At 73.6% G+C, this 19,526-nt stretch carries 15 protein-coding genes; 9 read left to right on the plus strand and 6 right to left on the minus strand.

Annotated features, from left to right (window positions below; translation table 11 throughout):
- Nucleotides 1-4: 4 nt before the first annotated feature.
- Nucleotides 5-559, minus strand: coding sequence for an SRPBCC family protein (locus ACFYW7_RS08510; RefSeq protein WP_389499426.1), 555 nt, complete (start codon nt 557-559; stop codon nt 5-7).
- Nucleotides 560-838: 279 nt separating this feature from the next.
- On the opposite strand from ACFYW7_RS08510, the gene ACFYW7_RS08515 reads away from it, so the two are divergent.
- Nucleotides 839-2,341: an MFS transporter gene (locus ACFYW7_RS08515; protein WP_389499428.1), complete on the plus strand. Its 1,503-nt coding sequence runs from the start codon at nt 839-841 to the stop codon at nt 2,339-2,341.
- A 16-nt stretch (nt 2,342-2,357) separates the two neighbouring features.
- Here ACFYW7_RS08515 and ACFYW7_RS08520 read toward each other — a convergent pair whose 3' ends face one another.
- Nucleotides 2,358-3,938, minus strand: coding sequence for a bifunctional phosphatase PAP2/diacylglycerol kinase family protein (locus ACFYW7_RS08520; RefSeq protein ID WP_389499430.1), 1,581 nt, complete (start codon nt 3,936-3,938; stop codon nt 2,358-2,360).
- Between the two features lie 498 nt (nt 3,939-4,436).
- Complete coding sequence (locus tag ACFYW7_RS08525) at nt 4,437-4,871, minus strand: protease inhibitor (protein WP_389499432.1); 435 nt, start codon at nt 4,869-4,871, stop codon at nt 4,437-4,439.
- A 342-nt stretch (nt 4,872-5,213) separates the two neighbouring features.
- On the opposite strand from ACFYW7_RS08525, the gene ACFYW7_RS08530 reads away from it, so the two are divergent.
- Nucleotides 5,214-5,768, plus strand: coding sequence for a hypothetical protein (locus ACFYW7_RS08530; protein ID WP_389499434.1), 555 nt, complete (start codon nt 5,214-5,216; stop codon nt 5,766-5,768).
- A 294-nt stretch (nt 5,769-6,062) separates the two neighbouring features.
- On the opposite strand, the gene ACFYW7_RS08535 is transcribed toward ACFYW7_RS08530, so the two are convergent.
- Nucleotides 6,063-7,241: a PucR family transcriptional regulator gene (locus tag ACFYW7_RS08535; protein ID WP_389499436.1), complete on the minus strand. Its 1,179-nt coding sequence runs from the start codon at nt 7,239-7,241 to the stop codon at nt 6,063-6,065.
- Between the two features lie 113 nt (nt 7,242-7,354).
- Between ACFYW7_RS08535 and ACFYW7_RS08540 the strand changes: the two genes are divergently transcribed.
- Nucleotides 7,355-8,524 (plus strand): lactate 2-monooxygenase, encoded by a 1,170-nt coding sequence (locus ACFYW7_RS08540; protein WP_389499438.1) that lies wholly within the window; start codon nt 7,355-7,357, stop codon nt 8,522-8,524.
- On the plus strand, nt 8,521-9,495 hold the full coding sequence (locus ACFYW7_RS08545; RefSeq protein WP_389499441.1) for a 2-hydroxyacid dehydrogenase: 975 nt from the start codon (nt 8,521-8,523) through the stop codon (nt 9,493-9,495). Before ACFYW7_RS08540 ends, ACFYW7_RS08545 begins: the two co-directional genes overlap by 4 nt.
- 19 nt (nt 9,496-9,514) lie before the next feature.
- Here ACFYW7_RS08545 and ACFYW7_RS08550 read toward each other — a convergent pair whose 3' ends face one another.
- Nucleotides 9,515-11,416: an RICIN domain-containing protein gene (locus tag ACFYW7_RS08550; RefSeq protein ID WP_389499443.1), complete on the minus strand. Its 1,902-nt coding sequence runs from the start codon at nt 11,414-11,416 to the stop codon at nt 9,515-9,517.
- A gap of 581 nt (nt 11,417-11,997) precedes the next feature.
- The gene (locus ACFYW7_RS08555; RefSeq protein ID WP_389499445.1) at nt 11,998-12,570 is read right to left on the minus strand and encodes a TIGR03086 family metal-binding protein; all 573 of its coding nucleotides are present in this window, start codon (nt 12,568-12,570) and stop codon (nt 11,998-12,000) included.
- Between the two features lie 321 nt (nt 12,571-12,891).
- On the opposite strand from ACFYW7_RS08555, the gene ACFYW7_RS08560 reads away from it, so the two are divergent.
- The 5 genes from ACFYW7_RS08560 (at nt 12,892) to ACFYW7_RS08580 (ending at nt 19,517) form a co-directional block, all read left to right on the plus strand.
- On the plus strand, nt 12,892-15,258 hold the full coding sequence (locus tag ACFYW7_RS08560; RefSeq protein ID WP_389499447.1) for a SpoIIE family protein phosphatase: 2,367 nt from the start codon (nt 12,892-12,894) through the stop codon (nt 15,256-15,258).
- Nucleotides 15,259-15,580: 322 nt separating this feature from the next.
- Nucleotides 15,581-16,813: an arsenic transporter gene (locus ACFYW7_RS08565; protein ID WP_389500398.1), complete on the plus strand. Its 1,233-nt coding sequence runs from the start codon at nt 15,581-15,583 to the stop codon at nt 16,811-16,813.
- 5 nt (nt 16,814-16,818) lie between these two features.
- Nucleotides 16,819-17,343, plus strand: a complete 525-nt coding sequence (locus ACFYW7_RS08570) for a universal stress protein (RefSeq protein WP_389499449.1) — start codon at nt 16,819-16,821, stop codon at nt 17,341-17,343.
- A gap of 323 nt (nt 17,344-17,666) precedes the next feature.
- Nucleotides 17,667-18,626 carry an endo alpha-1,4 polygalactosaminidase gene (locus ACFYW7_RS08575; protein ID WP_389499451.1) on the plus strand — a complete coding sequence of 320 codons (960 nt, stop codon included), beginning with the start codon at nt 17,667-17,669 and terminating at the stop codon, nt 18,624-18,626.
- 471 nt (nt 18,627-19,097) lie between these two features.
- The gene (locus ACFYW7_RS08580; protein WP_389499453.1) at nt 19,098-19,517 is read left to right on the plus strand and encodes a hypothetical protein; all 420 of its coding nucleotides are present in this window, start codon (nt 19,098-19,100) and stop codon (nt 19,515-19,517) included.
- Nucleotides 19,518-19,526: the final 9 nt, after the last annotated feature.

The raw sequence follows: 19,526 nt of genomic DNA on the forward strand, positions 1-19,526 counted from the left end.
GGGGTCAGTCCACGCCCGGGACCGGGGCGCCGGAGGGGACACCCGCCTCGACGTAGGCCTCGTAGATCTCCTTCCAGCGCGTGTTCCCTCCGGCGTGCGGCCCCTCGGAGCGTTCGCCGCGCGCCGTGGCGTCGAGGGCGGTGAGGCACACCTCCCAGCCGGCGCCGTTGCGGGCGGCGGTGTCCCGCTCGGCGAGCACGTCGGTGAGGGTGAGGCGGGTGCGTCCGCCGTCGAGGGCTTCGAGGTCGAAGCGCAGTTCGTCGCCGCCCCACACGAAGGAGAGGTGCCGGGGCGGGTCGACCGCGAGGACTCGGCCCGTCAGCTCCGGCATGTTCGGATCACCGCTGAACGTGATCGTGCCGCCGGGGCGCAGGTCCATCTCGGCGCGGGAGGGGAACCAGGCGGCCAGTTCGCCGGGGTCGGTCACGAACCGCCAGACCCGGTCGACGGGATGGTCGTAGAGGCGGCGGAGGCGGACGGCGGGGCGGCCGTCGTCCAGGGTGAGGTACGTCCCGGTGGGTTCGACCGGTGCGGCGGGTTCGGCGGGTTCGGCGGACATGGGGCTCAGTCCTTCGGTGAGGGTGTTTCGCCGTTCGGCTGCCTTCGATCGTGCGGGAACGGCTCCTGGATGTCGTCCGGCGGCTCGCCCGCCCCGCGTCCCGTCCCTCGTCCGGGCGGCGGCCGGGGCCTGGTCGACGGACGAGACGGACGTCACGTCGGACCAGCCAGCGAAACGTTGCCGTTTCGTTCGACCCGGTCTAGAGTCGCCCTGTCGATGTGTACGAAACCGTTTCGTTTACGTGCGCGCCCTGAGCAACCTCCCTGGAGCACTTCTCCCATGTCCCAGACCCTGGCCAAAGGCACCGGTTCGGGTGCCGCGGACCCGACGTCCGCACCCCAGTCGAAGCGGCGCTGGTGGATCCTCTCGATCATCGGCATCGCCCAGTTGATGGTGGTCCTCGACGCAACCATCGTGAACATCGCCCTGCCCTCCGCCCAGGCGGACCTCGGATTCTCCGACGGCAACAGGCAGTGGATCGTCACCGCGTACTCCCTGGCCTTCGCCTCCCTGCTGCTGCTCGGCGGGCGCATCGCGGACCTCTTCGGACGCAAGCCGGCCTTCCTGGTCGGCGTCGCCGGATTCGCGGGCGCCTCCGTCCTGGGCGGCGCCTCGACCAGCTTCGGGATGCTGGTCACCGCCCGTGCCCTGCAGGGCGTGTTCGGCGCGCTCCTCGCCCCGGCCGCCCTCTCCCTGCTGAACACGACGTTCACCGACGCCAAGGAACGCGCCAAGGCGTTCAGCGTGTATGGCGCGATCGCCGGTGCCGGCGGCGCCGTGGGCCTGCTGCTCGGCGGCCTCCTGACCGACGCGCTCGACTGGCGCTGGACGCTGTTCGTCAACCTGGTCTTCGCGGCCGTCGCCTTCGCCGGGGGCTGGGTCCTGCTGAGCGGTCACCGGGACGCGGCGGACTCCAAGCTCGACCTGCCGGGCACCCTGCTGGTCTCCACCGGTCTGTTCGCCGTCGTCTTCGGGTTCTCCAACGCCGAGACGCACGAGTGGAGTTCACCCGCCACCTGGGGCTTCCTCGTCGCGGGCGGTCTCCTGCTGGCCGCGTTCACCTGGTGGCAGACGCGCGCCAGGCACCCGCTGCTGCCGATGCGCGTCCTGCTCGACCGCGACCGGGCCGCCTCGTTCCTCACGGTGCTCATCACCGGCGCCGGCATGTTCGGCGTCTTCCTCTTCCTCACCTACTACCTGCAGCTGAACCTCGGCTTCAGCCCCACCAGGACGGGTGTGGCGTTCCTGCCGATGATGGCGGCCCTGATGGTCATGGCCCAGGTCTCCACCACGGTCCTGGTGCCCCGGATCGGACCGAAGGCGGTCATCCCCGCGGGCTTCGCGATCGCGGCGCTCGGCATGGCCTGGCTGACCGGCATCGGCGTCGACTCGTCCTTCGCGACCGACGTCCTGCCGCCGCTGCTGCTGATCGGCGCCGGTCTCGGCATGGTGATGCCGCCCGCCATGTCGCTGGCCACCAACGGAATCGCCCCGGAGGACGCCGGAGTCGCCTCCGCGACGGTCAACACCATGCAGCAGGTGGGCGGTTCGATCGGTACCGCGCTGCTGAACACGCTCGCCGCGAGCGCCGCGGCCGGCTACCTCGTCGGCAAGGACGCGGCGGACCCGCTCGTCCGGGCCCGGTCGACGATCGAGAGCTACACCACCGCCTTCTGGTGGTCGGCCGGCTTCTTCGCCGCGGGAGCGCTCATCGCGCTCGCGCTCTACCGCCCCGGAAAGCCGAGCCAGGACCCGGACGCCGCTCCGGTCGTCCACATGTGATCGCGCTCCGAGCCGGTCACACCGGGGCCGAGGGGCCGCCGTCCGCAGGGAGACGGCGGCCCCTCACCCGTCGCCGGTACCGGCCCTTCGCGGCGAGCCGCCGGGCTTCCCGGGCGGGCTCCTCCCACCGGAGGGCGGGCCGGTACACGACCAGGGCCCGACGCTCCTTCTCCAGCCGCAGACCGGACACACCCGGGTGGACCTCACCGTCGTAGGCGAGCGCGTTCGCCCCGAGGATCCCGTCCAGTTCCACCCACGGGACCCGCTCGGCGCCGTAGACCCGTGAGTGGCCCAGGGCCCCCAGGAGCGCGGCGGCGACCACCCGGGTACGGGCGAGCCGGTGGCCCCCGTCGACCAGGCGCAGATCGAGCAGCCCGTCGTCGAGGCGCGGCCGAAAGTCGGGGGCGAGGCCGTCGGGGACGTAGTGGCCGTTGCCCGCGAGGAGCAGCAACACGCGACGCGGCCTGCCGTTGACGGTCACTTCGACGGGACTCGCGGTGCCGAGCACCCGGACCAGCGCGACGGCCGTCGCCGGCCACCTGCCCCAGCGCCGCTCCAACCGCTCCCGGAGGCGGACGAGTTCGGGGTACGGCCCGATGCTGACGGTGTTGAGGAACGGTGTGTCCGTCCCGGCGCCCGAACGGGCCACGCCGATGTCGACCGACACCGCCTCGCCCGCGGCGACCGCGGCGGACGTGTCCGCGAACTCAGGGACGCCCACGTCCAGCGCGAAGCGGTCGCGGGTGCCACCGGGGAACACGGCGAGCGCCAGCCCCCGTTCGGCCGCCGCGCGGGCCGCCGCGCCGACGCTGCCGTCGCCGCCGCAGACCCCCAGGGCGCCACCGGTCTCCGCGGCCCGGTCGGCCGCCTCGGTGAGCAGGTCCGCGAAGTCGTACCCGGGACCGCGTTCGATCAGTTCGGCCTCGGGCAGCAGCGCCCGCAGCCGTTCGACGGGCGACGCCTCTCCGGACGCACCGGTGCCGGCCCGGCTGTCGACGCAGACGACCAGGCCCTTGCCGAGCGGCAGCGCGGGGGCCCGCGCCGCGGGCCGCTCCGCTTCCGGCGCGACGGCGCGCGGTGGCCACCAGCGGCAGGTGAGGGCGGCCGCGCCCACGCCGATGGCCACCCCGGCCAGCACGTCCCCCGGGTAGTGGACCCCGACGTACACCCGGGAGAAGGCGACGGCGGCGGCCACGGGCGCGACGAGGGCGCCGTAGCCCGTGGACTCCAGGGCGATCCCGGTGGCGAAGGCCGCCGCGGAGGCCGAGTGGCCGGAGGGAAAGGACGTGGTCTTGGGCTGCCGGGTCAGGTGCCGGACGGCCGGGACGCCCTCCAGCAGCGGGCGGGGCCGGCGGGCGCTCCACTTCACCAGCGTGTTGACCGTGAAGGAGGCCAGTGCCAGGGAGCCGAGGCCGCGCAACCCCGCCCGCCGGGCCGTGGACCCGCCGACCAGTCCCATCCCCGCCGCCGCACCGATCCACAGGCGCCCGTGGTCGGCCGCGTGCGTGAGCCGCCGCAGGGCCGGATCCGCGCCGGGCACCCGTACCGAGGCCACCCGTGTGAACAGCCGCTGGTCCCATTCGCCGAATGCACCCATGCTCCACGGCTACCCCCTCGGGGCCGTGCGGGCATCCCGGGTGACCCGGAACGGTGACGCGCGTGAGCCGGGCGGCGCACCGGCCGGCCCGGCCGCGGGACGCGGCGGTAGCGGGACGGACACGGGGCGTCCTCGATGACGCGGCGGTCACGGGACGCGGCGGGGGCTCGGGGGCGACGGTCCCCAGGGGGAGGGCCGGGGCCGCCGGCCTCGGGGGCGATCCCGGGGCGGCGGTCCCGGAGGTGCCGTCCCGCGGGCGACGCCCGCGAGGGTACGACTCCTCGATGGTGCGGCGGGCTCAGGGCTGCGGCGCCCTAGGAGGTGCGGCGGGCGCGGCGGTCGTTCCGGCGCCGCGCAGCAAAATGCCGAGGGTCGGCCGACGGCCCCACTCCGTCTGGCCGACCCTCGGTGCGAAATCACATGGCACCTCGCGACGGAACCCGCACTCCCCAGCTACGGACTCCGGTCCATGTCCACAAGGACCACGCGATCCCGGTCTCAGAACGCGAAGACGGTCATCCCGTAGGAGCTCTTCACGCACTCGTTGGCGAAGGTGCGCTCGTACGACACGCGCTTGCCCTGCCAGACGCCGTCCACCGTGACCACCACGGGGTCGTACTGCCTGGTACAGAAGACGTCGTTTCTGGCTGTCAGTCCGTCGAAGTCACCCTTCACACCTCGGAGTTCGGCGCAGGCGTCGGCCGCGGCCGGGTGGGTCCCGGAGGCGGTCGGGGCGCAGTTGAGGGTGACGGCGCGTTCCGGAGTCGTGACGGCCGAGCTCTGGCCGTGACCCGTGGTGAGCACCAGGGCCGAGGGGGCGTAGAGCCCGGACGGGCCCAGGCCGGCGGCTGCGTGGGCGGAACCCATCAGGGGGCCGCAGACGGCGGTGGCCGTCAGAGTGAGAGTCGCTGCCCAGCGCGCGGTGTTCGGCATTGTGTGCATCCTTCCGCTCGATCGAATCCGATACCGGCTCGGTCGGGTGCCGGTTCGGCGAGCGCGAGTCTGCCGAGTCCTCACCGGAAACACACATCGACCCCACAGGTTTCAGTAACTTTGAGTATTGAATCAGTGGCGTGAAGTTACAGAACTCGAACGACTGAGGCCCGGAACTGAGCGGTTGTTGATCGCCGTCGGCGACTGTCTGGCCGGATTGGCACGGCTCAGCAATAGGCCTGAAACATTCCGCTTCAGCCCGCATGGCGCCTCGCCTTCCACTTGCGGCGGACTTCCACCGGAACCCTTGCGTCTCGTCCGCAATGGAGTAATCGTCATTACATGATGACAACGGAGGAGCACGAGAAGCTGCGCGGCTGGTTCGCCGGCCGGCTGCCCGACGATCTCTACGAGAGCCTGACGGAGGTGACGGCCGACCGTGAGGAGATCACGGTCGTCGGCCGCGTCCCCGAGCCGAGGCTCGCCGAGGGCGCCTCGGAGGCCGAGCGGGAGGCGGCGCTCCGGGCTCGTATCCAGGAATTCCGGGAGCGCACCCGGGACGACCGTGTCGCGGTCGCCCGCGAGGCGGAGCACCTCTACGGCAGGAAGGTCTCCTGGGGAGTGCAGTGCGGCACCGAGCGCGCCCTGTTCACCCACGTCGCGGCGCCGGTCATGACCCGGCTGCGCCAGCCCGAGCGCGAGGTCCTCGACACGCTCATCGCGGCCGGCGTGGCCCGCAGCCGCAGTGACGCCCTGGCCTGGTGCGTCCGGCTGGTCCAGCGGCACACCGACGACTGGCTCACCGAACTGCGCGACTCTCTGGAGCAGGTCCGGCGGGTCCGTTCGCGGGGGCCGGACGCGGGGCCGCGGGGCGACACCCCCGACGACGAGAAGTGACCCCACCGGCCTGCCCGCCCCGGACCCGCCGTGTCGGAGTCTCGCCCCACAGGCACCGGCCGGCGGAAGGCCAGGTACCGGGCGGCGGGCGCCGCGATCCTGTCCGGCCGGGGACGGGACCGGCAAGGCAAGTGGGACGGACGGGGAATCGGGACGGACGGGGAACGCGGTCTGCGGGTCCCGACGTCCGGGCACATCGGCGAAGCCCGGTCGGACCGCGCCTCAGGGACGAGGCCGAACGCGTGCGGGGACGGGCCCACCGTGCCTCCCGGACGAGGCCCGCCGCGCCTCTGCTCAGTCGCGGATCGTGCGGGCGATGTCCAGGGTGAGCCGCTGCCAGGGATCGCGCGGGTCGCGGCCGGTCAGTTCGTGGACGCGCCGCAGGCGATAGCGCAGCGACTGCGGATGGAGGTGGAGCGACCGCGCGGCGGCGTTCGCCGAGCCCGAGTCGATGTACGCCGTGAGCGCCTCCAGCAGATGCCGCTGAGCGGCGTCGGTGAGCGGTCCGAGCACCAGCCGGGCGATGTGGTCCGGCGCGGCCGCCGGACGCCCGGCGAGCAGCGCGAGGACGTGCGCGTCCGCGTCCGTGAGCACCCGCCCGGACCGATGGGCGTGGACGGGCGCGGTGTCCAGGGCGTCGGCGGCGAGGCGGTGCGCCACGGCCACCCTCTCCAGGCTCTCCCCCGTGATGACGCACCCGCGCCAGGACCGCTCCCCGAGGACCGCGGTCACCCGCTCGGACGCCGCGAGCGGCAGCAACAGCACGGCCCTGGACCCTCGTACCGTCGCCAGGGGGGTGACCTCTCCCCCGGGAACGGCCAGCGCGTCGAGCAGGTCCGTCGCCGTCTCGTGCGCGAGGTCGGGCCGATCCGTGGCGACCGGACCGGCCGCCAGCAGGCAGAAGGGGTCCGGGAGCTGGACGCCCAGGCGGGCGGAGCGGTCGGTCAGCGCGCCCGCCGAGGCGTGCCGTCCGGCGATCAGGTCGTCGAACAGCAGCCGCAGCGCCCGGGTCCGGTCGCCCGCCAGATCCTCGCTGGTGGCGGCGTACGCGGTCGCCATCTCCTCGGAGAGGGTGTCGAGGGTGGCGAGCAGCATGCGGGCGAGGGCGAAGGCGTCGGCGGCCGCGAGGTGGGGCGCGCGGGCGGCGACCTCCTCCGTGAGGACGGTGCCCGCGACCCGGTAGGCGCGCAGCACCGCCTGCACCGGCCGGCCGTCCGCCGCGCGGGCCGACGCGATGCCCCTGAACCGCCGCAGATCGCCGGGCTCCAGGGTGCCGTCGGTGGCCCAGAGACGCAGCAGCCGCTCGAGGCCCCAGGCCGCGATGGCCCGCACCTCCGGCAGCCGGCTGTCGTCGAGCGCCGCGTACACCGGGACCTGTTCGTGGACGGCGGCGACGATCGCCTCCACGACCCGCGGATCGGCGACCATCTCCTGCCGGACGCTTTCCCGGGCCTCGTACGGCTTGCTTGTCACAGGGTGATGATTCCAGCCGCACGTTGTGCGCACCACGGTGGACGGGACTTGTCACAGTGGCCAGGATCGACGGCGTACAGCGCGGTCTCAGGGACGAGAGGCGGGACGTACGGATGGCTAAGCATTGGGCCGATTTCCAGTACGAGATCTATCTGAACGGAATGACGGGCGCCGTTCCGCGGCTGCCCACCGATCTGACGCGGCTGGAGGAGATCACCGAGCAGCGCCTCGGCCCCGGTCCGGTCGGTTACGTGGCGGGCAGCGCGGGCGACGGCAGCACGGCACGCGCCAACCGGGAGGCCCTGGACCGGCGCAGGATCGTGCCGCGCATGCTGCGCGACGTCCACGAGCGCGACCTGTCCGTCGAGGTGCTGGGGCGCCCGCTGCCCGCGCCGCTCGCGCTCGCCCCGATCGGCGTGCTGTCGATCATGCACCCGGACGCGGAGTGCGCGGCGGCGCGGGCCGCCGCCGCGCAGGGCGTGCCCTACATCCTGTCGTCCGCCTCCAGCACCCCCATGGAGCAGGTCGCCGAGGCCATGGGGGACGGCGAGCGCTGGTTCCAGCTGTACTGGGCGAAGGACCGCGAGGTCACCCGCAGCTTCCTGGACCGGGCGAAGGCGGCCGGTTTCACCGCACTGATCGTCACGCTCGACACGCCTCTGCTGGCCTGGCGCCCGCGCGATCTCGACCAGGCGTACCTGCCGTTCCTGCACGGCGTGGGCACCGCCAACTACTTCTCCGACCCGGCGTTCCGGGCAGGCCTCGCCAAGCCGGTGCACGAGGACCCGAACGCCGCGGTGATGCACTTCGTGGGCATGTTCGCGGACCCCGGCAAGACCTGGCCGGATCTGGCCTTCCTGCGGGAGAACTGGGACGGGCCGATCGTCCTCAAGGGCATCCTGCACCCGGACGACGCCCGGCACGCCGCCGACGCCGGGATGGACGGCGTGGTCGTCTCCAACCACGGCGGCCGCCAGGTCGCGGGATCGGTCGCGGCCGCCGACGCGCTGCCCCGTGTCGTGGAGGCGGTGGGCGACCGGCTCACCGTGCTCTTCGACAGCGGTGTCCGCACCGGCGACGACATCTTCAAGGCGCTCGCGCTCGGCGCGCGGGCGGTGCTCGTCGGCCGTCCGTACGCCTACGGGCTCGGCCTCGACGGACAGGCGGGCGTCGAGCACGTGATCCGCTGTCTGCTCGCCGAACTCGATCTCACCCTCGCCCTGTCCGGGCACGCCCGCCCGGGAACGCTCGGCCCCGACGACCTCATCGAGGAATCCGCATGACCGACACGAAGAACGTGCTGGCCGTCGTCTCTCCGCACGTCGGCGGCCGGACGGCGGGAGCCGCGCTCGCCACGCTGTTCCCCGGGCAGGTCCGGGTCACCGTCGTGGAGGCGACGGACGAGGACGCCGTCGCGCTGCGCGAGGCCCACGTCGTCGTCACGGGCCTCGGCCCGGTGACCGCCGAACACATCGCCGCGGCACCGGATCTGGAGCTGATCCAGTGCGCCAGCCACGGCTTCGACTACGTCGACCTGGACGCCGCCCGCGACCGCGGCGTACCCGTGTGCAACATCGGCTCCAGCGGCGCCGAGAAACAGAACGTGGCCGAGCAGACCTTCGCCCTCATGCTCGCCCTCGCCAAGCAACTGGTGCCCGCACACACCGCGTTGACCGAGGCGGACTGGGCGCTGCCCCGGCTCCAGCGGTCCATCACCGAGCTGTCCGGCAAGACGCTCGGCATCATCGGACTGGGTCACATCGGCGAGGAGGTCGCCCGGCGCGCCGTCGCGTTCGACATGAACATCGTGTACGCCGGGCCCAAGCCCGTCTCCGCCGAGAAGGAGGCCCGGCTCGGCGCGCGCCACGTCGAACTCGACGCGTTGCTGCGCATGTCGGACTACGTCAGTCTGCACGCCCCGCTCACCGGGGCGACCCGGCATCTGCTGGACGCCGAGCGGCTCGCGCTCCTGAAGCCGACCGCGTTCGTCGTCAACACCTCGCGGGGCGCCCTGATCGACCAGGACGCCCTCGCGGACGCGCTGCACGCGGGGGCTCTGGCCGGGGCGGGCATCGACGTCTTCGACCCCGAACCGCCCACTCCCGCCCTGCGGTTGCTCAAGGCGCCGAACGTGGTGCTCTCTCCGCACGTCGCCGGTGTCACCCGCGAGACGCTGGTACGGATCGCGTTGGCCGCCGTCCAGAACGCCGCGGACTTCGTGGCGGGCGGGCCGCCCCGGGACGTCGTCTCGTAGCCTCGCCGCCGGACCGGCGCTACCGAGCAGCGGACTCGCCGGACGAGGGCGACGCGGCGTCGGCCGGGGGCCGGCTCGTGGGCCGGGACGGGACATCCGGCGTATCCGCGCTCGACAGCGGAACGGAGCCGGTCGCCGAGCCGTCGGTCCGCCACCGCTGGGCGTCGGAGCCGTCACGGACCTTGACCACGACGTCGGCGCCGGGGTCCGTGGACGCCGGCTCGACGGCCAGCCCGTCGTCCCGGCGGGGCAGCAACTCGCCCTGCGCGCCGAACTCGTAGCGCGTGTCCTCGCTCCGTTTCGCGTCCCCGGTCTCGCAGTGGCCGAGGAGGAGGACGCCGTCGTCCGCGTGCGGGTCGAGACACAGTCCGGGGTCGAGGACGGTGCGCAGCAGTCCGGTCTCGTCGTACGACCACTGCTGGGTCCAGTCGGACGAGCAGACCGCCAGCGTGATCCCGGCGCCCACCTCGGGCTTGGCGCTCCGGAGGTCGAGGCACAGGTCGGCCTCCACGTTTCGCAGCCGGGTCCGCTCGGCACTCATGGGGAGCGCGGACGCGGCGGGCGGCGCTGACACGGCGGGCGGCAGGTCCGAGTCGGGGTCCGGTGACAGCGTCCGGCTGCTGCTCGCGCCGGTGGCGGCCGCCGGGTCGGCGCCGCCCTCGTCGTGCGGCCACAGAGTGACCGTGAGGACGGTCGCCAGCAGGGCGGCCGAGAGCCCGGCTCCGGTGAGCAGCGCCTGCTGGGGCCGGTCCCCCGGCCCGGCGGCGCGGCGCCCTTCGGCGGACAACCGGGACAGCACCCGGTGGCGTCCACCGGACCCCGCGTGCCCCGGGCCGGCGGAGTGCGCGCCGCCTTCGGGGCGCGCGCCCCTTCCCCGGCGTCCACCCGCTGCGGAGCCCGTGCTCCTGCCGGCGCGCCCGACGGCCGCGGAGCGGGCTTCGCCCACGGCGCCCTCGGAGCCTGCGTCGCCGAAGGCGTCCGCCGCGGCGGGGCCGGCCGCCTCTGAGCGCGTTTTCCCGCCGGGACGTCCGCCGTCTCGGCGGCGCCGGCCGGCGAAGGGGGATCCGCCTCGGGCGCGCGGCGCCCGAACGCTGTGCCCTGGGCGGGAGTCGAGGTAGCGCCGCGCGCCCCAGCCGAGCACGGACTCGGCGATCAGGACGCCCAGCCCGCCCTCGAAATGGCTCAATTGCTCCGCCGCGTGCCGGCAGTACGAGCACGCGGCCAGATGCTGCCGGACATCCGGAAGCAAGGCACCGCCGCGCCGAATCGGCGCGTCGAGGAGCCGGTTGTAGAAACCGCATTCCCGGGTCGGCGCGAGTTCCCGGTGGGCTCGCGCGCAGCCCTCGCGGAATTGGTCACGGGCCTGTTCCCACGCCGCCGCGGCGAGATCGGTGTCGATACCCGAAAGAGCGGCCGGCACGGACAGGGGCTCGCCTTCCACCTCGGTGTGCCACAGCAGACATCGGGAGAGGCCGGGGAGCGCCAGGAAAGCGCGCCCGGCGAGCCGGCGGTTCTCCGCCGTCATGGACTTCGCCGCGCGCATTCCGCGGCCCCCCGCGGGTTTCCGCAGATCCGGCAGGACGCCGGACATCCGGTCGTCGGCCGCCCAGTCCCGGACCGTGTCCCGCACGGTCACCAGGAGTTCGGGCCGCAGAGCGAGCGCCGGCTCCCCCTCCCCGAGACGGCCGAGCACCTGGTCGAAAGAGGCCGTGGTGACCATGGAGGCGGCCTCCCCCGAAGCGGCCAGACAGATCACCGCGTACTCGTACGCCGGCTGCCAGTGGCGGGCCGTCAGCACGGCCACCGGTCCGGTGGTGTCGTCCTGCGTCCGCCCTCTCAGCAGCGCGGCGACACCCTCGTCGGATCCGCCGGGTGCACCACTGGGCGGACAGGCGGGAAACGGTGACTGGGGGGTGCGCACGGAGCGGATTCCTTCCGAGGTGCGAGGCGGCACAAAAGAAAGTGCTTGCCCGTCGTGAAGGAGTCCTGATCGGTCTGGACCTTTTCGACGGGGCGCCGGGAAAACGGCCGGGAACGAAGGCCGTGCGGCGACCGTCGGTCAGAGAGCCTTTCGAGCTCGTCGACACCCGGGAATGGCGAACAGCGATTCGGACCCGGCCATTGACCAAGCACGGGAGGCTCACCCTCGCACAACACGCTCTCGGCCAACAAGCCGCCCGAGTGACATGGCCGTTATTGAAAAGATGTCAAAAGCGCAACGGCAACTCTCCCGACCCGCACCGGCTTTCGCCGCCGCATGCGCCCCGTGTGAACCGTGCGCACACGCCGGGCGCTCTCGCACGGTCCCACCGCACGCGCCTCCCGTAGTCCACTGGGACCGGCCCTTCTCGGGGGCCCCGCGCGGGACGGCGGCTCTCCCGCGCGAAACCGGCCGCCGACCCCGTTCGTACCGCCCTCGGTCGGCGGCCCCGAGATCCTCTCCCCGATTTCCCGTAGCGGCCGGGGAGGCAGGCCGGACGGTGAGGACGGCACCCGTGGGGCTCAGAGGGACTTCCGGCCGGTCAGGGCGAGCAGCCGCTCCAGGGGCGCGGCGTCGGGGGCGGGCTCCGCCTCGGGGCCGAAGATCCCCCGGGCGCGGGCGCCCTCGGCGATCTGTGCGGCGACGGCCGTGGCGGTGGCGATCACGTCGTCGTCCGTCGTGAACGTCCGGCCGGCCGCGGTGGCCAGGTCCCAGCCGTGCACGGTCAGCTCCATGATCGTGATCGTCCCGGCGAACGACGCGGGGCGGACGCTTCCAGCGAAGAGCGCCTCTCCTTTCCAGGCGCCCGGCTCGGCCCACGCGGCGGCGAGGCTGTCGAGGAGCGGCGGGAAGACCACCCAGGGGGGTTCGGTCAGTGTCGTCGGAGCGTCGGCCGGCAGCGGCTCCTTCGCCGCCGCGCGAGCACCGGCGACCAGTGAGCCGAGCAGGTGCTCACTGAGCCGGTGGACGTCGAAGTCGGCGCAGGGAGTGGGCAGTTCACGCTTGCCCTCGAGGGCGGACCGCTGGATGTGGGGCCGGAGGTAGCGCGCCGCGCGCGCGACCTGGTCGGCCAGTTCCACGGACGGGGTGTTCATGACGGTGTCTCCTTTTCCGATTTTCCGAGCGGTTCGGGATGTTCAGGGTTTTCGGGGTACTCAGGGCCTTCGGGTTGTTCGCGCTCTTCTACGTTGTTCGCGTCGGCCCGGGAGGTGTGGCCCGTCGGCACGACGGATACGTCACCAGGAACAGACCCGGCCCGAGCGGAAAAGGGAGCGGTCCACCGGCCCGCTCCTCCCCCGCCGGGGTCGCGCGCGGCGCCATCCGCGTTCGGCGGTGCGCGGGGCGCCCAGGGCCTAGGCTGGAGCCCGGATGACGCGCTTGTTCACTCTGAGTGTGCACAAGGGAAAGTGGCGACGATGAGCCCGGTCCACCCTCTCGACGAGGCCGCCACCGCACGGGCGGTCGTCGACGGGAACGGCACCCTGATCCACTGGAGCCAGGGCGCCCAACGGCTGCTGGGCTATACGCCCGAGGAGGTCGAGGGCCGCCCGGCGGCGCGGCTCCTGGCCTCCGCGGACACCCCCGCACCTCCGGCGCCCACCGGCGACCGCCGGGACGGAGTCCTCTCCCTGCGCCACCGCGAAGGCCGTGTCCTGTCCGTGTGGCTGCTCGCCCACCGCCTGGAGCGGAACGGCGACTGGCTCCTGGTCACGCCGCTGGACGTCCGCGAGCCCCTCGATCTGGACGCCCCGCTGGTCCGCGCCGTCCTCGCCCAGTCGCCCTGCGCGATGGCCGTCTACGACGACCGGCTGCGGCTGTACGGCATCAACGACGCGATGGCCCAGGTGATCGGCCTCCCGGAGGAACGCATCCGGGGCCTGCGGATCTCGGAGATCGGCGACCAGCGGGTCGGCGAGGAGCTGGAGCGCGCGATGGCCGAGGTCCTGTCCTCCGGACAGGGGCGCGACGTGGAGACCCGTGCGCGCCGCGGCGGCGCGCGCCACTGGCTCGCGCGCATCGCGCCGCTGACCGACGCCGACGGGCGCGTGCGGGGCCTGTGCCTGGCGGCGCACGACTTCACCGAGCAGTACCGGGCCCGCGAGCGGCTCCAGCTGGTCAACGAGGCCAGCATGCGCATCGGCACCACCCTCGACGTCACGCGGACGGCACAGGAGCTGGCCGAGGTCTGTGTGCCCGCCCTCGCCGACTTCGTCAGCGTCGACCTGCTGGACCCCCCGGAGAACGGCGGCGAGTACCGCGTCGAACCGCCGGCCGCCCCGATCACGCTCCGCCGAGCCGCCCACCGGTCGGTGAACCCCGGCAGCCCGGAAGCGGTCGTGGAACCCGGCGACACCGGCGTCTACCCCGCGTCCTCCCCCCAGGCCGACTCCCTGATCGCCGGCCGGCCGCTCGTCGCGCCGAACGGCGACGGCACGCTGGAGGAATGGCTGCGCCGGGACGGGGTCCGCGCCGAGGGCGTCCGGCGGCACGGCGTCCACGCCACCATGTCGGTGCCGGTCCGGGCCCGCGGCCGCACGCTCGGGGTGGCCGTCCTCAGCAGGTCCCGGCGGCCCGACCCGTTCACCCCCGACGACGTCCTGCTGGCCGAGGAGGTCACGGCCAGGGCCGCCGTCTGCATCGACAACGCCCGCCGGTACTCCCGCGAACGCCAGACCGCACTCGCCCTGCAACGCAGCCTGCTGCCCCAGTCCCTCCCCCGGACGGCGGCCCTGGAAGCGGCCTCGCGCTATCTGCCCGCGGCGCGCGCCGGGGTCGGCGGCGACTGGTTCGACGTGATCCCGCTGTCCGGGATGCGGGTCGCCATGGTCGTCGGAGACGTCATCGGCAGCGGCATCCAGGCCTCGGCGACCATGGGTCGGCTGCGCACCGCGGTCCGCACGCTCGCCGACATCGACCTGGCCCCGGACGAACTGCTCACCCACCTCGACGACCTCGTCGTCCGGCTGTCGACCGAGGCCGGTTCCGAGGGCACCACCGGAGAGGTCGGCGCCACCTGCCTCTACGCGGTGTACGACCCGGTCTCCCGGCGCTGCACCATCGCCCGCGCGGGGCATCCGTCGCCGGTCGTCATGGAGCCGGGCGGCCCGCCCCGGGAGATCGACCTGCCGCCCGGCCCGGCGCTCGGCCTGGGCGGCATGCCCTTCGAGTCCGTCGAATTCGGCCTGCCCGAGGGCACGGTGCTCGCGCTGTACACCGACGGGCTGCTCGAGAGCGTCGAACGGGACCTCGCCACCGGCCACCGGCTGCTGTGCCGGGCGCTGGAGAACGCGTCACGGTCCCTGGAGGAGGCGGCCCACGCGATCCTCGAAGCGCTGCTCCCGGCGGGCGGCGCGCCGGACGACGTGGCCCTGCTGCTCGCCCGCACCCAGGGCCTCGCCGCCGCGAACGTGGCGACCTGGGACATCCCCGCCGACCCCGCTCTCGTCGCGCCGATCCGCAAACAGGTCGCCGATCAGCTGGAGAGCCGGCGACTGACCGAGACCACCTTCACGGCCGAGCTCGTGGTGAGCGAACTGGTCACCAACGCCATCCGCTACGGCGAGCCGCCCATCCGGCTGCGGCTCATCCACGACGAGGAGACCCTGATCTGCGAGGTCTCGGACAGCAGCCACACCGCGCCGCATCTGCGGCGTGCGAAGACCTTCGACGAGGGCGGGCGCGGCCTGCTCCTGGTCGCCCAGCTCACCCGGCGCTGGGGCAGCCGGTACACACCGGAGGGCAAGACCATCTGGGCGGAGTTGTCGCTCCTCGGCGAGGAGTGAGGGCCCCGGGGACGAGGGCGGAGCGGGACGGAGCCCGGCCCGTGCCGTGGCCCGCCGGATGACCCGTCGCATGACCCGTACGGGGCCACGACAAGGCGGTTCACGGTCCACGCGGGTGGGTGTCGAGGGGCTCCGGCCTCGCGTCTGATGTGATGGAGGGCGCCGCCATCACCGCCCGGAGGACCGAACCCTGAACAGCCCGCTCGTCCAAGCAATCTCCGGCACGGCCGGCACCCCCTTCACCGCGGCGTTCCCGGCCGGACACGGCACCCGTCTCGGCGCGCCGCTCGCCGCCGCTCTCGGCGGTCCGCTCGCCGAGGGGCTGTCCGTGGTCCTGCTCGCCGCCGTCCTCGTGTGCGCGGTGGTGCGGCCGTTCGGCTGGCCCGAGGCGGTCGTGGCCGTGCCCGCCGCGGCGCTGGTCCTGGCCACCGGGGCCATCTCCTGGGACCACGTCCGAGCCGAGGCCGCGCACCTGGGGCCGGTGATCGGCTTCCTGGCGGCGGTCCTCGTGCTGGCCAAGTTCTGCGACGACGAGGGACTCTTCCACGCCTGCGGCGCGTGGATGGCCCGCTGGGCCGCCGGTGAGCCCGGCCGCCTGCTGACGGCGGTCTTCGTCCTCGCCTCGGCGATCACGGCGGTCCTCAGTCTGGACGCCACCATCGTGCTGCTCACGCCCGTCGTGTTCGCGACGGCCGCACGGATGGGGGCCCGCCCCAAGCCGCACGTGTACGCCTGCACGCACCTGTCGAACACCGCTTCGCTGCTCCTGCCGGTCTCCAACCTCACCAACCTGCTCGCGTTCACCGCCAGCGGACTGAGCTTCACCCGGTTCGCCGCTCTGATGCTGCTGCCCTGGCTGGTCGCGATCGGCGCCGAGTACCTGGTCTTCCGGCGCTTCTTCGCCCGTGACCTCGGGGCGGGCGCGCTCCCCGGGCGGGCCGAGGAGGCACCGGACCTGCCGCTGTTCGCGCTGATCACCGTCGGCTGCACGCTGGCCGGGTTCGTGCTCGCCTCGGCGGTCGGCATCGATCCCGCCTGGTCCGCGACCGCGGGGGCGCTCGTCCTGGCCGTCCGTGCCCTCGTCCGCCGCCGCGCCACGCCGCTCACCGTGGTGCGGGCCGCCGCGCCGTCCTTCCTCGCCTTCGTCCTCGCGCTCGGCATCGTGGTCCGCGCGGTGGTCGACAACGGTCTGGCCGACGCCCTCGGCCGGATCCTCCCGGAAGGCAGTTCGCTCCCCGCGCTGCTGGGCATCGCCGTGCTCGCCGCCGTGCTGGCCAACCTGATCAACAACCTGCCCGCGGTCCTCGTCCTGCTGCCGCTCGCCGCGGACTCGGGCGCGGGGGCGGTGCTGGCCGTCCTGCTCGGCGTCAACATCGGCCCCAATCTGACCTACGCGGGTTCCCTGGCGACGCTGCTCTGGCGGCGTATCGTGCATCAGCACGAACACGGCGTCGACCTCAAGGAGTTCACCCGGCTGGGCCTGATCGCCGTACCCGCGGCGCTGGTCCCCGCCGTACTGGCGCTGTGGGTCTCGCTCCACGTCATCGGAGGCTGATGGGTATGCGGGTGGTCGTCTGGCTGGTCGAGGGAACCTGGCCCGCGTGCGTGGACGCCGTACACACCCACGCTCCCGGTGCGACGGACGTGGTGCTGCTGCACATCACGGACCCGGGGGTGTCCGGTCTCGCGCACGGCGCCTTCGCGGGTCTCCTCGGCCGCGGACGCTCCGAGCCCGATCCGGGCGACCTGCTGGAAACCCTCGGTACGACCTCGGGCGCGGAACTCCTCGACGCGGCGGCCGGGCGGCTCGGCGGTCCGGCGACCCGGCTGGACCGCGTCGGCCGGGTGGAGCGGGAGGTGGTCGCCGCGGCCGAGGGCGCCGATCTGCTCGTCCTCGCCCGCGACGGCGACCGGAGCCGGCTCGGCCCGCACAGCCTGGGCCCGGCCGGACGGTTCGTCGTCGACCACGCGCCCTGCCCGGTCCTGCTCGTCTGGCCCGAACCGGCACCGGACGTCACGACCTTGCCGCCCCCTCCCCCGCACCCGCCGCACCCCCCACATCCCCCGCACCCTCCGCGTCCTTGAGCCCCGGGCGGGACGGGACGGCCTGTGGCGGCCGGCAAGTCGCCCTGCGCGGTGGGGAACCGGGCCCGGAAGTGACGGGTTCCGGAGACCCGCGCGACCACCTCTCGGTCACCGGGTGGCCGAAGCCGGACGTCGGCCGTGGCCGAGGCCGGCCCTTGACGCAGGTCGGGCCTGCGCGATTTGATCCTCTGCGTGCCGTGGTGCGACCCGGCACGCAGAGGTACGCCCAGCCGGTAGCGGACTCGGTTCAAGTCCGGCCAAAGTCGCCAGGATCGCGCGCAGCGTCCGAGGCGGGGACGTGCTCGCGATTTGATGGAGCGGACATGCCCCCCGTCAAACGTGTTCTCCGCGCCGGAGTTCTGGTGACGGCCACCGCCCTGGCCGGTCTCCTCGCGCTCTCGGGCTGCGACTCGGGCGACGACACGGACGCTTCACCGAAGAGCCCAGGCCGGACGTCCAGGCCCCCGGCCGCCTCTCCGGCGCCCTCCGGGAACACGCTCGACCCCTCGGCGCCCGCCCGCACGGCGAGCCCGGCACCGAGGACCACGCCCCGCCCGTCCGGGACGGACGACGGGGTGAGACTCCCGCCGCTCCACGCGGGTTTCGACTACCAGATCGGCGGCGCCTATCCGCCGGCCGCCGGCGTCGGCATCGTCAGCCGCGACCGCTCGTCGTCCCCGGCCCCCGGCCTGTACAACATCTGCTACGTCAACGCCTTCCAGGCTCAGCCGGAGGAACGCGGTCGGTGGCCCGCCGACCTGCTGCTGCGCGACGCGGACGGCAAGGTCGTCGTCGACGAGGACTGGAACGAGGCGCTCCTCGACATCCGCACCCCGGCCAAACGCCGGCGGGTGGCCGCGCGCGTCGACCGGTGGATCGACGACTGCGCGAAACGGGGATTCGACGCGGTCGAGCCGGACAACTACGACAGCTACACGCGCTCCCGGAAGCTGCTGACCCCGGACGACGCCACGGCCTTCATCACCCTGCTGTCCCAGCACGCGCACGCCCGGAACCTGGCGATCGGGCAGAAGAACACCGTCGAACTGGCCGGGCTCAGGTCGCGGACCGGGCTCGACTTCGCGGTGGCGGAGGAGTGCGGCGAGTACGACGAGTGCGGGGAGTACGCGAAGGCGTTCCACGACCGGGTGGTCGTCGTCGAGTACACCGACAGCGGTCTGCGCAAGGCCCGTTCGGCCTTCGGCGACCGGCTGAGCATCGTGCGCCGGGACGTGCTGGTCTCGACGCCCGGCAGCGAGGACTACGTCCGCAGGACCCGCTGACCGGAAGGCCGCGCGGGCGCCCGCGGCGTCGGGTGATTCGGGGCACGACGGCCGCCGGGCTCCTCGCCGGCAGCGCGGCCCCGTAGACCGCCGTCGGCGCCGACGGCGGGGCGACCCTCGCACCGTTGCAAGAAGCGGGCACGGCCAGGACCGGGAGACGGCCCTGGGCACGGGCCAGGACCGGGAGACGGCCCTGGGCACGGGCCAGGACCGGGAGACGACCTCCGCCCCGGATACAAGCCAGGGCCGGGAGACGACCTCCGCCCCAGGAACGGCCCGGGGCTCGAAGAGGTGCCCTCCGTTCCAGACACGGGCCGGGGCCCGTAGAGATGCCCCCGCCCCGCGGCGGGCCCGGGCCCGTCGCGGCCGCCCCCGCATGGTCACCCCCAGCGGGTGAGGCCGGAGGGGGCCGTGTGTCGCACGCTCGTGGTGAGTGGCTGCGATCGCAGCCCGTGCATCGGAGGTTCTGCCATGGCAACCACCCAGCATCACACCCACTCCAAGTCCGCCCTGACGGCGGCCGGCGGATTGATCATCTTCGCCTCGGTGATGCTGTTCGTCTCCGGCGTCCTGGACATCCTGCGGGGCGTCATGGCGATCGCCGAGGACGACGTCTTCGTCACCAGCCCCAACTACGTCTTCAAGTTCGACCTGACGAGCTGGGGCTGGATCCACCTGGCACTCGGCGCGATCGCCGTCGTCGTCAGCCTCGGCCTGTTCTCCCGCGCCACCTGGGCGCGCGTGGTGGGCGTGGGCATCGCGGCGCTGCTGATCATCGCCAACTTCCTCTCCATCCCGTACTACCCCGTCTGGTCGCTGACGCTGATCGCCCTGTACGGATTCGTCATCTGGGCGCTCTGCGTGTCAGGACTCGACGCCGACACCGAGTAGGGCGCCCCC

The sequence above is a fragment of the Streptomyces sp. NPDC002580 genome (assembly GCF_042889485.1).
Lineage (GTDB): Bacteria > Actinomycetota > Actinomycetes > Streptomycetales > Streptomycetaceae > Streptomyces.

What these genes read in the sequence shown, in the direction of transcription:
- ACFYW7_RS08520 (WP_389499430.1), bottom strand. Translation starts at nt 3,938, where the DNA reads ATGGGTGCATTCGGCGAATGGGACCAGCGGCTGTTCACACGGGTGGCC.
- ACFYW7_RS08575 (WP_389499451.1), top strand. Translation starts at nt 17,667, where the DNA reads ATGCCCCCCGTCAAACGTGTTCTCCGCGCCGGAGTTCTGGTGACGGCC.
- ACFYW7_RS08545 (WP_389499441.1), top strand. Translation starts at nt 8,521, where the DNA reads ATGACCGACACGAAGAACGTGCTGGCCGTCGTCTCTCCGCACGTCGGC.
- ACFYW7_RS08510 (WP_389499426.1), bottom strand. Translation starts at nt 559, where the DNA reads ATGTCCGCCGAACCCGCCGAACCCGCCGCACCGGTCGAACCCACCGGG.
- ACFYW7_RS08525 (WP_389499432.1), bottom strand. Translation starts at nt 4,871, where the DNA reads ATGCCGAACACCGCGCGCTGGGCAGCGACTCTCACTCTGACGGCCACC.
- ACFYW7_RS08515 (WP_389499428.1), top strand. Translation starts at nt 839, where the DNA reads ATGTCCCAGACCCTGGCCAAAGGCACCGGTTCGGGTGCCGCGGACCCG.
- ACFYW7_RS08570 (WP_389499449.1), top strand. Translation starts at nt 16,819, where the DNA reads ATGCGGGTGGTCGTCTGGCTGGTCGAGGGAACCTGGCCCGCGTGCGTG.
- ACFYW7_RS08560 (WP_389499447.1), top strand. Translation starts at nt 12,892, where the DNA reads ATGAGCCCGGTCCACCCTCTCGACGAGGCCGCCACCGCACGGGCGGTC.
- ACFYW7_RS08580 (WP_389499453.1), top strand. Translation starts at nt 19,098, where the DNA reads ATGGCAACCACCCAGCATCACACCCACTCCAAGTCCGCCCTGACGGCG.
- ACFYW7_RS08540 (WP_389499438.1), top strand. Translation starts at nt 7,355, where the DNA reads ATGGCTAAGCATTGGGCCGATTTCCAGTACGAGATCTATCTGAACGGA.
- ACFYW7_RS08530 (WP_389499434.1), top strand. Translation starts at nt 5,214, where the DNA reads ATGATGACAACGGAGGAGCACGAGAAGCTGCGCGGCTGGTTCGCCGGC.
- ACFYW7_RS08555 (WP_389499445.1), bottom strand. Translation starts at nt 12,570, where the DNA reads ATGAACACCCCGTCCGTGGAACTGGCCGACCAGGTCGCGCGCGCGGCG.